General features: G+C 58.5%; 11 protein-coding genes. 5 read left to right on the top strand and 6 right to left on the bottom strand.

Annotated elements, in window-relative coordinates; all coding sequences use genetic code 11:
* From NZ585_12100 to rpsL, 4 genes are all read right to left on the bottom strand, one after another.
* Positions 1-76 (bottom strand): hypothetical protein (locus NZ585_12100; GenBank protein MCS7080772.1); only part of this gene is annotated, 76 nt, incomplete at its 3' end.
* A 43-nt stretch (positions 77-119) separates the two neighbouring features.
* Positions 120-2,234: an elongation factor G gene (gene fusA / locus NZ585_12095; GenBank protein ID MCS7080771.1), complete on the bottom strand. Its 2,115-nt coding sequence runs from the start codon at positions 2,232-2,234 to the stop codon at positions 120-122.
* A gap of 24 nt (positions 2,235-2,258) precedes the next feature.
* Positions 2,259-2,732 (bottom strand): 30S ribosomal protein S7, encoded by a 474-nt coding sequence (rpsG, locus tag NZ585_12090; protein ID MCS7080770.1) that lies wholly within the window; start codon positions 2,730-2,732, stop codon positions 2,259-2,261.
* A 53-nt stretch (positions 2,733-2,785) separates the two neighbouring features.
* Positions 2,786-3,202, bottom strand: a complete 417-nt coding sequence (rpsL, locus tag NZ585_12085) for a 30S ribosomal protein S12 (GenBank protein ID MCS7080769.1) — start codon at positions 3,200-3,202, stop codon at positions 2,786-2,788.
* Positions 3,203-3,766: 564 nt separating this feature from the next.
* Between rpsL and NZ585_12080 the strand changes: the two genes are divergently transcribed.
* Positions 3,767-4,909: an ABC transporter ATP-binding protein gene (locus NZ585_12080; GenBank protein MCS7080768.1), complete on the top strand. Its 1,143-nt coding sequence runs from the start codon at positions 3,767-3,769 to the stop codon at positions 4,907-4,909.
* A 124-nt stretch (positions 4,910-5,033) separates the two neighbouring features.
* Here the strand turns inward: NZ585_12080 and NZ585_12075 are convergent, their stop codons facing one another.
* Complete coding sequence (locus NZ585_12075) at positions 5,034-5,933, bottom strand: ADP-ribosylglycohydrolase family protein (protein ID MCS7080767.1); 900 nt, start codon at positions 5,931-5,933, stop codon at positions 5,034-5,036.
* Between the two features lie 150 nt (positions 5,934-6,083).
* Between NZ585_12075 and NZ585_12070 the strand changes: the two genes are divergently transcribed.
* The 3 genes from NZ585_12070 (at position 6,084) to NZ585_12060 (ending at position 9,556) form a co-directional block, all read left to right on the top strand.
* Positions 6,084-6,908, top strand: coding sequence for a cytochrome c biogenesis protein (locus NZ585_12070; protein ID MCS7080766.1), 825 nt, complete (start codon positions 6,084-6,086; stop codon positions 6,906-6,908).
* Positions 6,909-7,017: 109 nt separating this feature from the next.
* Positions 7,018-8,349 carry a glutamyl-tRNA reductase gene (gene hemA / locus NZ585_12065; protein ID MCS7080765.1) on the top strand — a complete coding sequence of 444 codons (1,332 nt, stop codon included), beginning with the start codon at positions 7,018-7,020 and terminating at the stop codon, positions 8,347-8,349.
* Between the two features lie 7 nt (positions 8,350-8,356).
* Positions 8,357-9,556, top strand: coding sequence for an FAD-binding oxidoreductase (locus NZ585_12060; protein MCS7080764.1), 1,200 nt, complete (start codon positions 8,357-8,359; stop codon positions 9,554-9,556).
* Between the two features lie 113 nt (positions 9,557-9,669).
* On the opposite strand, the gene bchM is transcribed toward NZ585_12060, so the two are convergent.
* Positions 9,670-10,383, bottom strand: a complete 714-nt coding sequence (gene bchM, locus NZ585_12055) for a magnesium protoporphyrin IX methyltransferase (protein ID MCS7080763.1) — start codon at positions 10,381-10,383, stop codon at positions 9,670-9,672.
* Positions 10,384-10,420: 37 nt separating this feature from the next.
* On the opposite strand from bchM, the gene NZ585_12050 reads away from it, so the two are divergent.
* On the top strand, positions 10,421-12,016 hold the full coding sequence (locus tag NZ585_12050; GenBank protein ID MCS7080762.1) for a cryptochrome/photolyase family protein: 1,596 nt from the start codon (positions 10,421-10,423) through the stop codon (positions 12,014-12,016).
* Positions 12,017-12,045 lie beyond the last annotated feature (29 nt).

Genomic DNA, 12,045 nt, shown 5'->3' with positions numbered 1-12,045 from the left:
TCTTCCCGTGATCCACATGCCCTATCGTCCCAATGTTGACATGCGGCTTGCTCCGGTCAAACTTCTCCTTCGACATGACTTACTCCCAAGCAAGTAAAGATATGAGAATTTAAGGTTGTTTAGTTGGTCGCCGCTCCCTTTGCCTTGGCGATGATTTCCTCGGCGACAGACCTAGGCGCTTCCTCATAAGCCTTGAAGTGCATGGTGTAAATCGCACGCCCCTGAGACATTGAGCGAAGCACGGTCGAGTAGCCAAACATTTCCGACAAGGGTACGGCCGCTGAAATAACCCGTGAGCCGGCTCGATCCGAAAAACCTTCAATCCGCCCCCGGCGCGCACTTAGGTCACCGGTAATTGCGCCAAAGTACTCTTCTGGCGTTTCAATCTCCACAGCCATAATCGGCTCTAAAAGTACCGGTTTCGCCTTTTTTGCCGCTTCCTGAAACGCCATCGAGCCAGCGATTTTAAAGGCCATTTCATTCGAATCCACTTCGTGGTAGCTGCCAAAAACAAGCTCTACCTTTACATCAACAACTTCATAGCCGGCTAAAATCCCACGCTCCATAGCCTCCCTAACGCCCGCCTCTACGGCCGGAATATACTCACGTGGGATGACGCCACCAACGATTTTATTCTCGAAGATAAAGCCTCCTCCAGGTTCAAGTGGATAGATTTTGATCTCAGCATGACCGTACATGCCGCGACCACCAGTCTGACGAACATACTTCCCGACACCATCCGCCGGCGTACGAATTGTCTCACGGTACGCTACCTGTGGACGCCCAACATTTGCGTCTACATTAAACTCACGTTTGAGACGATCAACAATAATCTCCAGGTGCAATTCGCCCATACCGGCGATAAGCGTTTGATTCGTTTCAGGGTCGGTTTTGACACGAAACGATGGGTCTTCTTGAGCCAAGCGACCTAGAGCAATACCAAGTTTGTCCTGATCCTGCCGTGTCTTAGGCTCAATGGCGACCTCAATGACCGGTACTGGAAATTCTATTGACTCCAATATAATAGGAGCTTTTTCATCACAAATAGTATCACCAGTAATAACGTTCTTCAGTCCTGCAACAGCTACAATTTCACCAGCATAGGCCTCTTCAAGGTCTTCACGCTTGTTGGCATGCATTTGCATGATCCGACCAATGCGCTCTTTAGATTCTTTGGTCGAGTTCAATACGTAAGAGCCGGTCGTCAAAACCCCAGAATAGATTCGACAAAAGGCAAGCTGGCCAATGTGTTTGTCGGAAAGAATCTTGAAGATCAAGCCAGAAAACGGCTCGTCATCAGAGGCATAGCGCACCACTTCTTCGCCAGTGCGCGGCAAAACACCTTTCACGGGCGGAATATCCACCGGAGACGGCAGATAATACACAACCGCATCCAAAAGCTGCTGGACACCCTTGTTTCTAAAAGCCGAACCGCACAGAACGGGTACAACGTTCATAGCGATGGTTTCCCGCCGCAGTACAGCTCGCAGCTCTGCCTCAGATATATCCGCACCCTCCAAGTACTTCTCAGCGATTTGGTCATCAACGTCAGCAATCAGTTCGATCATTCGGTCGCGCGCGGCTTTGGCTTCATCCAGAAGAGAGCCGGTCGGGGCGGAAAAGAACATTTTCTGGCCGTTACTTTCCTCATCCCACCGAACTGCCTGCATCGTGATTAGGTCAACCACCCCCTCAAAGGTGTCCTCCGCGCCGATGGGATGACAGACCGGGATCGGACGCGCATTGAGACGAGTGCGAATCGAGTCCACACTCTTGTAAAAATCCGCGCCGGCACGATCCATCTTATTGATGAAAGCGATACGTGGGACGCCGTATTTGTTTGCCTGTCGCCAGACGGTTTCAGACTGCGGCTGGACGCCAGCAACGGCGTCAAAGATCGCCACCGCGCCGTCGAGAACACGCAGGGAACGCTCGACCTCGATGGTGAAATCTACGTGTCCGGGAGTGTCAATGATGTTGATGCGAAACTGCTCGCCTTCCGCCGCGCCGCCAAGCCGCCAAAAGCACGTTGTCGCAGCGGACGTGATGGTGATCCCACGCTCCTGTTCCTGGGGCATGTAGTCCATCGTCGCCGCACCCTCGTGCACCTCGCCCAGTTTATGATTACGGCCGGTGTAGTACAGAATGCGTTCAGTTGTCGTCGTTTTACCGGCGTCAATGTGCGCCATAATGCCGATGTTACGAAACCTGCTCAGCGGCGCTTTCCGTGCCATAACCTTTTTACCACCCCTACAAACTTACCAGCGATAGTGTGCGAAAGCGCGGTTGGCATCCGCCATACGGTGAACCTCATCACGCTTCTTGACGGCTCCGCCACGCATGTTGGAAGCGTCGAGAAGCTCATTCGCAAGCCGCTCAATCATGGACTTTTCGCTGCGCTGGCGCGCATAGGTAATCAGCCAGCGAATCGCCAAGGCATTGCCGCGCCGCCGATGATCGACTTCAATTGGTACTTGGTATGTTGCGCCGCCAACACGCCGTGAACGCACTTCAACTCGTGGGCGCACATTGTCCAAGGCTTTCTTGAAGACCTTGAGCGGATCGTCATCCGTCTTGGCGCGGATACTCTCCATGGCACGGTAGAAAATTTTCTCCGCGACAGATCGCTTGCCGTCCCACATCAAACAGTTGATGAACTTCGTCACGATCTCACTGTTGTAAATCGGGTCGGGAAGCACCTCCCGCTTTTCAACGACTCGTCTGCGCGGCATACCCTAAAACTCCCTCAAACCAGGAAGCGCCTGTAGGCGTTCCCGTCGAACAGCTACTTCTTCTTGGCGGGGCCTTTCGCCGGTACGCCTTTGCCGGTCTCTTTGGGGCGCTTTGCGCCGTACTTCGAGCGTCCCTGACGACGGTTGGCGACGCCGACTGAATCCAGCGCCCCGCGGACGACGTGGTAACGGACGCCCGGCAGGTCTTTGACACGGCCGCCACGAATCAACACAATGGAGTGTTCCTGAAGGTTGTGGCCAATGCCAGGGATGTACGTCGTGACTTCAATGCCGTTAACCAACCGCACACGAGCGACCTTACGCAAGGCGGAGTTCGGCTTCTTCGGTGTTTGGGTATAAACGCGCGTGCAAACACCACGCTTCTGTGGACATCCCTGAAGCGCCGGGCTACTGGTCTTATACTTGACCTTTTCCCTTCCTTTTCGCACAAGCTGGTTGATCGTCGGCACGCCAACCTCCTAAGTCTTTCCAACGCAAAAAACAAACGGTCGCAACTTGGCGACCTGCCACTCCAAAACACGCGGCAACCGCTTTACAAGCGACCCTACGGTTTTTCGAGTGACGAAACGCCTATACTACGAGGCATCAGGAAAGGCTGTCAAGCCCTAATCTTTTTTCACCATCTGGTTCGGGATAGGAACGCCAAGCATGTTCGAGCGAGCTTCAAGGGACGAAAGACGTTCAGCCGCTCCGCCAGCAACGCCCCAAGCCTGGCAAGCCTGGTCGCCCAAACTGCCAAGCTAAGGCACGTTCGACCACCTACCCATACCCCATCATTTTTTTGAGTTGGCGAGGAACTCCGCAACAGTGAAACAACAAACCTGAGAAAGAAGTGGACTTCAATGGAAGCGGGGCGCACTGAGTCAAGTGGCGTGACGGCTGAACCTTTGCAGGAAGGTTGTTTCATGCAAAGGTTTTGAAACGGTGCGCTCTGCTTCCGTTTTTTAGTGGTGTTTGTTTCGACGTTTGACGATCGCAACCCCTAGGTCAGCGGTGGCGAGCTTGTACGCCGTGTGAGTCATCACAGCTTTCTGGTTTTACTGATGTCGTCCGCTGTCGAAGCTCTCTCACTCACCAAACGATTTGGTTCGCAGACCGTTCTTGCGGGCGTTTCTCTATCTGTTCAGGCGGGTGAGTTTTTCACCTTGCTAGGACCTTCGGGTTGCGGCAAAACCACCCTCCTGCGCCTCATCGCCGGTTTTGACCAACCGGACGCCGGGCGGATTTGCCTTGCCGGACAAGATGTTACGCATCTGCCGGCTTATCGTCGTCCGGTGCACACGGTTTTCCAGAGCTACGCCTTGTTTCCACACCTGAACGCCTACGATAACATCGCCTTTGGGCTGGCTCGCAGGGGCCATCCGCCAGCCGTCATCCGGCGACGTGTAGAAGCGCTGCTCGCTCTGGTTGGGTTGGAGGGCGTCCAACGTCGCTACCCACATCAATTATCGGGTGGACAGCAACAACGTGTGGCGCTGGCGCGCGCCCTAGCCTGTGAACCGCCCGTCCTATTGCTGGACGAGCCGCTGGCGGCGCTTGACCCGCAGCTTCGCCGACAAATGCAACGCGAGCTAAAAGCGCTCCAGCATCAACTTGGCACGACCTTTATCTTCGTCACGCACGATCAGACTGAAGCGTTGACGCTGTCCGACCGCATCGCCGTTCTCCGCAATGGACGGATTGCGCAAGTCGGCTCGCCCCAAACGCTCTACCACGCGCCTGAAACCGCCTTCGTCGCCTCGTTTATCGGTGACTGCAACCTACTCATAGGCAAGGTCTACGAACGCCATGGGCAGACGGTCACCGTTCTCATCGGAGAACAGCCAACTCAAGCAGGCGTCCGCGACGATGAGCCGGTCGCCGGGCGACGAGTCACAATTGCGATTCGGCCGGAGTGCGTCCACCTCGAACAGGCGGACGGCGACAACCAGCCGGCCGGGTTGACGGGACATATCATTGAGCGAACCTATGCTGGATCGGAGATGCACTGGACGGTTCGCCTGCCTGACGGACAGGTTTTGGTCGCCGCACTCCGCCACAACCCATCGCATACGTGGGAAGTCGGCGCGACGGTTCGGGTCATCTGGCGGCCGGATCAAGCACTGGTTGTTCGATCCGACGAAGCAACGCACGAACCTCAACCGGGAAGCTCGTGAACCGGCCCACTGAGCGTCGCGGCGTCCCGCTGTGAAACGCCGCCTCAACCGCTTTTGGAGCGCGGCCGGTTCGGTCCGTCGTATCGCTTCGGAAAGCGCGCCGGTACCGCTTACTTCACGCTCGTTACTTCACACCCGCCAACTCGAACAAGCGCGCCCCTAAGACCTCAAGGCGCGCATGGCCCTCCAGCCGATACACCCAGCGTTGGGGAAGGGCCAAGCGTGTAAACTTCGCCCCCAGCAATGCACCCGCGACCGCCGCGTTGGTGTCAGTAGCGCCGCCAAGCGCAACGACCTCAACCAACCCCTCTTCAGCCGTCTTGGCCGTCCTCAGCGCCCACAAACCAACCTCCAACGCGCCTAGCGCACTGCCCGATACATCCAAACGGTCGGCCGCCGGAGCAGCCTGAACCACGTCTCGAACTTCCGGTAAGGCGTCAGACGGCAGGCATGCTTCCGGAGAAAAGTGTCGGCGCTGAACAAGCTGCGCGACGAGTTCACCCAAAACCAACGCGGCCTGTACGGCGACTGGATCCCAATGGGTCAAGCGTGCCACCGTGATGAGATCGGAGCGACGGCGGTCGGCGTCCGCGACACGGTAGAGGGCGACGGGCAAGCAGCGCGTGAGATGCCCGCCGTCCGCCGGTTGGAATTGCGACTCGAACGAAGCGCCCTCAGCAGCTTCCGCCGCGTCTTCACCGGCGTCCAAGCGACAAAGCACATGCCGAACCAGCGGCGTCATGTCCTTCGGATGACTCCGAAACCAACCCTTCAACCGGCGGATCATATCCGGGACATCGAGCGCCCGTTGCGTACAAATGCTCTCCAGCGTGAGCAGCAGGAGTTGTCCCTCGTCGGCCAGTTCACCCGGTTCCGCACGAACGGACGACGCAGGTTGGAATTCGCGCAGGGACTCAAAACGGCTGTACTCGGCAATGGCTGCGGCGGTCATCCCCTTGAACGGGAATCCCAGCGCATCGCCAATGGCGGCGCCAAGCAAACAACCTTGGAAGTTTTCTTTCATGACACACTCACTTCAAGTTCAAACGCTCCGGTCGTTTCCGACGCTGTATGCCTTGTGTCCGCTTCAAGCCGGCCTGGATTGAGCGCCCTGTCCATCGGGCGTAACATGAGGCGGCCTGACGTTGCACGCCCTTCTCGATGCGCTTCGCCTATGACCACGCTGCTGCTCGTCGCCGTTGCATGTTATGCTTTTGGCGCAACTTACGCTATTGCCGCTGTGTGGCGGGCGCTTCCTCCACACTGGTTTCGGTTGGCGCTGTGGCTGATGGTCGTCGGCTTTGGCGTACATACGGCGTCCATGGTCGTTCGCGGCTGGGAGGCGGCTCGGTGTCCGCTCCTGACCTACCAGGAGGTCTGTTCTTTTCTGGGTTGGGCTATCGCCGCCTACTTCCTCGGCGCTTACGTTTGGTATCGGTCGCAAGCTCTGGCCGCCTTCGCCATGCCGATGGTATTTTTGTTTGCGCTCGCCGCTTGGCTCCTGCCGACGCCCAACGACACGGTCGCGGTGCTCAAGTTCTACGGACCAACAGCGTCGCTGCTGACCCTGCACGCCGTCCTGTTTGTCTTCGCCTATGCGGCCTTTGCGGTTCTGTTCGTCGCCGCCCTGCTCTATATCGTTCAGGAACGTCAACTCAAGCGGAAGCGGTTTGGGGCGCTCTGGTCGCGCCTGCCGTCGCTTGACACCTGCGACGATGTCAGCGCCAAGGCGTTGATGATCGGCTTTGTCCTGCTCACGCTGGGCATCTTGACGGGCATCGTCGGCTCACGCCGACTCAACGGCGTCTATTGGCACGGCGACCCACTCGAATTTCTTTCCTTGGCGACTTGGCTGATATACTTTTGTGTGGTTCATTACCGTCTGACCGCTGGTTGGCGCGGGCGACGGGCGGCTTGGTTGGGCATTGTCGGCTTCGCTATTGTCATCGTGAGCTTGGTTGGCATTGGTTGGTTTAACGGTTTCCACGCCATCAGTTAGGATTTGATCCCGGTTGGTTTGGTTTCGCGGCCGTTTGGAGCAAAGCAACGTTTGCGGTCGCGCGGTGTGTTCACTGCCCCCCACCACTTTCAGTTGGGGTCACGCGCTCATGAATCTACTTCTCGTCGGACTCAACCATACGACGGCGCCAGTGGGCGTACGCGAGCGACTGGCCTTTTCCGAAGCCAACTTAGCGGCGGCACTCCAGCAACTACTGGCCGACGGATGCGTAAGTGAAGCCGTCATTCTTTCAACCTGCAACCGGGTTGAAGTGACAGCAGTTCCATGCCTCCCGATTGCTGAAGCGGTTGAAGCCATCACGCTGTTCCTGGGTGACTTCCACAACCTCCCAAGTTGGCAAGTCCGGCCATACCTGTATGTTCACCAAGCAGGTGCCGCTGTCCGGCATGTGCTGCGTGTCGCCTCCAGCCTAGATTCGATGGTGGTCGGTGAAGCGCAAATCCTTGGTCAAGTCAAGCGCGCTTACGCCCTCGCTACGGCCGCCGGTGCCGTCGGGCGACACTTGCACCGTTTGTTTGAACGCGCTTTCGCCGTCGCTAAGCGGGTTCGCACAGAGACCGGCATCGGCGCACACGCCGTGTCGCTTGGCTCGGTTTCCGTTGACTTGGCGCGCAAGGTGTTTGATCAACTCAATGATAAGACCTTGCTACTGATCGGGGCGGGCGAGATGGCTGAACTCGCCGCCAAATGCTTCTTTGAGGTTGGGATTGCGTCGCTGCTTGTCGCCAACCGGACACTCGCGCATGCTCAAAACCTAGCCAATTACTTTCACGGCAGCGGACGCGCATTGGGTTTGGACGAACTACCAGCGCGACTTCACGAAGCGGACATCATCGTCGCCTCGACCGGCGCAACAACCTACCATATCAACCGTTCGATGGCGCAGGCGGCCCTTGAACGTCGGCGTTACCGCCCTCTCTTGTTTTTTGATCTGTCAGTGCCGCGAACAATTGCGCCTGACATCGGCACGCTTGACAACGCTTTTGTGTTCGACTTGGATGACCTGCAACGGGTCATCGCCGCAAACCAACGCGAACGGCGGCGTGAAGCTGAACGCGCCGAAGCGATTGTCGAAGCGGAAACGGTCGCCTTTCTCACGTCCGTTGACCGACTGGACATCGGTCCGACTATCGCTGCACTCAAGGAACGTCTCACTGAGATCTGCGAAGCGGAATTTGAGCGCCAGCGGAAGCGCCTTGGCCCGCTAACGCCGGAGCAAGAAACCGCTATTCGGCGTTTTCTACTGGAAGGCATCGTCAACAAAACCCTGCATCCGCTCATTCTTGGTTTGCGCGAAGCGGCGCAGCGCGGCTCGGAGCAGGTGGACTTGCGCCGCGCCTTTGCTCTGGACGCTGTACCCGCCGAACCACTCAACGCTGACGCCCGCCAAACGCCAACCAACGCCTACCGCCAGCGCTGACCTGCCTATGCCCTCGACCTCCTTCTGGCAGGCGACCGCTGGCGCATGGCGGCCGCCTGTTTTAGAACCCACAACGTTTGACTGCCTTATTGTCGGCGGCGGCGTCGCCGGGATCTCGGCGGCTTACGCTCTGGCGCAGTTGAAACCACTTTGGAAGTTGGCTGTGGTGGACCGGCGGCAGGTCGGCGGCGGTGCCACTGGACGCAACGCTGGCTTTCTCCTTGCCGGTACAGCCGACCACTATGCAGTTTCCGTCGCTCGATACGGTCGGACGACGGCCCGCGATGTGTTTGCCCTGACGGTCGCCAGCCACCGGCGCATCCGTGATTTTCTGGCGCAGCATCCGACAGTGGATTGTGACTACACACCGTGCGGTAGTCTCCTGCTGGCGGGGACATCCGACGAAGCGGAAACGCTGGCGCACTCGGTGACGTTGTTGCGCGAAGACGGTTTTGACGTGACGTTCATACCTTCCGATCCGCTCAGACGGGGCTTTCACGCGGCGATCCACAATCCACATGACGCTGGCGTGCATCCGGTCAAATTGGTTCGCGCCCTAGCCGCCGTCTCCCGGGCCGCCGTCTTCGAGTACTGGCCGGTTCTAGGCCTCGAAGCCAACCAGGGTGAGTTACTTGTGCACGGCGTACGAGGTGTCCTGCGCGCCGTGCGTGTTTTGCTGGCGCTCAACGGCGAAGCGCCGAGCTTTGCAGGCTTCTTTGCCGACAAGGTGTTTCCAAAGCGCGGGCAAATTTTTGTGACTGCTCCCTACGGTCGCCGTTTGTTGGACAAGGTCGTTTACGCTAACGAGGGCTACGAGTACTTCCGCCAGTTGCCTGATGGCCGCTTTCTCTTCGGCGGTGGACGCCGCGCTTTCGCCGCCACCGAAGTTGGAACGGATGAAACGCCGACCGCCGCCGTGCAAAGCTTTCTTGAGTCCTTTAGAGACCGGCACTTTCCAGAACTCGCCAACGTACCGGTTGAGTATCGCTGGGCCGGCGTGATGGGTTTCACTCGTGACGGCTTGCCGCTCATGGGAAGCCTACCGGGCTATGAACAAGCGTGGTTTACCATTGCCTGCCACGGCCACGGTATGGGTTTCAGCCTTGAAGCCGGACGCTTAGCCGCCCGGATGGTCATTGACGGCGACCCGCCCCCGCTGTTTGACGTACGGCGTCTGCACACCGGTAGTCCGCCATCCATCCGTTGAGTCCGCCAGATGAGTCAGTCCAACCAGCGGCGTGGAAGATGACACGGCGGACGGCGGCGTTCCAGCCGTTTTCCGCCTGAAAGCGCTCCGACATCACTTCACGTTCGCCTCCTTCACACGGGCAAACCGCTCGTGCGACCCTCGGCCGGGGAGGAATCTTCGTCAACGCGGCGTAACGCCACCAATGTCGTCTGGTAGAAGCTTGAACTGATGTGCGTCGTTTGCGTCAGATGTAGTGAGGTTTCTTCAGCGATACGCTTGTAAAGCCGCTTGGCTTTGATCCGCGCAATAGCCGGCGAGGTGTTGCCCTTGGGGAATAGCCTCCCGACGGCATGCATGACTTCAAAGAAGACGGTGCTGGGCGTGAAGGTGAAATAAAGCGCGGTTCGTGCATGTCGGCCAAGGTGGCGGAGCAGGCTGATCAAGTCGTCTTCAGCGTAGTAGATCAGGCTGTCCAAACACACAACAACATCGAATGTCTCCGCAACGGCGTAGAAGTCCGCCTGCCGAAACACGGCCTCTGGGACGCGCTCCCGCGCCGCCTCAATTTCGCGGGCGGAAATGTCTATACCGGTCACGACTGCGCCGGCGTCCACCAAGCGACGCGCAAAGGCTCCTGTCCCGCAACCGGCGTCAAGCACGCTGCGTCCGCGCCAGTCGCCGCCCCACGCGAGGATGGTCGCCATCGTGCGTTCGCGTCCGGCGACAATGCTCGCCTGAATGCGGTTCTGCGCTTCGCCGCGCGCAAAGCGCTGCCATTTTTCAAAGCCAACCGTGTCGAAATACTGACGAATTCGGTCTTGCGCCGTTGCGTAAGAAGGGGACATGCGGCTTGCGCTCCACCATTAAACGGGCTGAAATAACATGCCTCCCTTCCAACGTCCAATCCCCGGCGCAGAAAGTCAAGTTCTCACCCAGACGGGCGAAGCCGACTACGTGACGGGTATGGAAACCATTTGGATACTGGGCGACCAGTTGACGCGCCGCCATCCAGCCTTTGACCGCCTGACGCCGCGCGACGCCGTGGTGCTGATGATTGAGTCAGCGGCGCATGCGCGCCGGACGCGCTACCACAAACAAAAGCTGGTCTTCGTGTTTTCCGCCATGCGGCACTACGCGGAAGAACTGCGGGCGCTGGGGTGGCGCGTGGATTACCAGCGTGAGCAGCCCGACTTTGAAACTGGACTTGCGGCGCATGTCCGACAATACCAGCCGACGCGCATATGGCTGATGGAGCCGACGGAGTATGGTGTAGCGGAGCGGCTTCAGCGCGCCGCCGCCGCACACCCCATCACGCTGCACATATTGCCGACGGTACTGTTTCTCAGCGACCGACGCGAATTCGCCGACTGGGCGCGCGGCAAAAAAACGCTTGTCCTAGAGCACTTTTACCGCTGGATGCGGCGGCGAACCGGCCTCCTAATCGAACCCAATGGAGAGCCGACTGGTGGGACGTGGAACTACGACCGTGAAAACCGTGAGGTTCCGCCGCGCGGCCATCGCTTTCCGCCGCTGCCGCGGTATGCGCCGGACGCCATAACACGTGAGGTAATAGACTGGGTCCGACGCGACTTCTCTGACGGCTACGGCGACATTGAGCCGTTTTGCTGGGCCGTTACGCGCGCCGACGCCGAAGCTTTCTATCGTGACTTTCTTGACCACCGGCTGGATTGGTTCGGGCCGTACGAAGATGCGATGGTCGCCGGGCAACCGGCGCTCTATCACTCGCTGGCGTCGCCTTATGTCAACGTCGGTCTGCTTGATCCGCTCGACGCGGCGCGGCAGGCCGAGCAACGGTATCGGGAAGGCAGAGCGCGGCTCAACTCGGTGGAAGGCGTCGTTCGGCAGTTCATTGGTTGGCGGGAGTTCATCTATCAAGTCTACTGGCTGAAGATGCCGGAACTCGCCGAGGCGAACTTCTTCGGCGCAGAACGCGCGCTGCCGCACTACTACTGGGACGCCGAAACGCGCATGCGGTGTCTGCGCGAAGTCGTCACCCAACTGATTCGAACCGGGCACACACACCATATCCAGCGACTGATGGTGCTGGGGAACTTCGCATTGCTGGCGGGCGTCCGTCCGCAAGAGGTCAATGAGTGGTTTTGGCTTGCTTATGTGGACGCCTACGAGTGGGTCACCCTACCGAACGTTCTGGGCATGTCGCTTTACGCCGACGGCGGCTTTCTGGCGACAAAGCCATATGCGGCGAGCGCCGCCTACATCAACCGGATGAGCGATTACTGTACGGGTTGCGCCTACGACCCAAAGCGGCGTCACGGCGAAGGGGCATGTCCGTTCAACAGCCTGTACTGGGATTTCCTCGACCGTCAGCGGGAAAAGCTGTTCTCAAACCAACGCATGCGGATGATCTACGCTGCCTGGGACAAAATACCGGCCGAAGAACGCGCTGCGACACTGAATTGGGCGGCGAACGTCCTCAAGCGACTTGAAGATTTGTAGACTGGTCTAGAAGGCGGAAAGGAAGCAAC

Source organism: Chloracidobacterium sp., assembly GCA_025057975.1.
Classification (GTDB): domain Bacteria; phylum Acidobacteriota; class Blastocatellia; order Chloracidobacteriales; family Chloracidobacteriaceae; genus Chloracidobacterium.
Note: the sequence above shows the minus strand (reverse complement) of the source record. Positions and strands in the feature narration are given on the sequence as shown.

Coding starts and splice junctions, on each gene's coding strand:
- fusA (MCS7080771.1), bottom strand. CDS start 2,234: ATGGCACGGAAAGCGCCGCTGAGCAGGTTTCGTAACATCGGCATTATG.
- rpsG (MCS7080770.1), bottom strand. CDS start 2,732: ATGCCGCGCAGACGAGTCGTTGAAAAGCGGGAGGTGCTTCCCGACCCG.
- NZ585_12075 (MCS7080767.1), bottom strand. CDS start 5,933: ATGAAAGAAAACTTCCAAGGTTGTTTGCTTGGCGCCGCCATTGGCGAT.
- NZ585_12070 (MCS7080766.1), top strand. CDS start 6,084: ATGACCACGCTGCTGCTCGTCGCCGTTGCATGTTATGCTTTTGGCGCA.
- hemA (MCS7080765.1), top strand. CDS start 7,018: ATGAATCTACTTCTCGTCGGACTCAACCATACGACGGCGCCAGTGGGC.
- NZ585_12060 (MCS7080764.1), top strand. CDS start 8,357: ATGCCCTCGACCTCCTTCTGGCAGGCGACCGCTGGCGCATGGCGGCCG.
- bchM (MCS7080763.1), bottom strand. CDS start 10,383: ATGTCCCCTTCTTACGCAACGGCGCAAGACCGAATTCGTCAGTATTTC.
- NZ585_12050 (MCS7080762.1), top strand. CDS start 10,421: ATGCCTCCCTTCCAACGTCCAATCCCCGGCGCAGAAAGTCAAGTTCTC.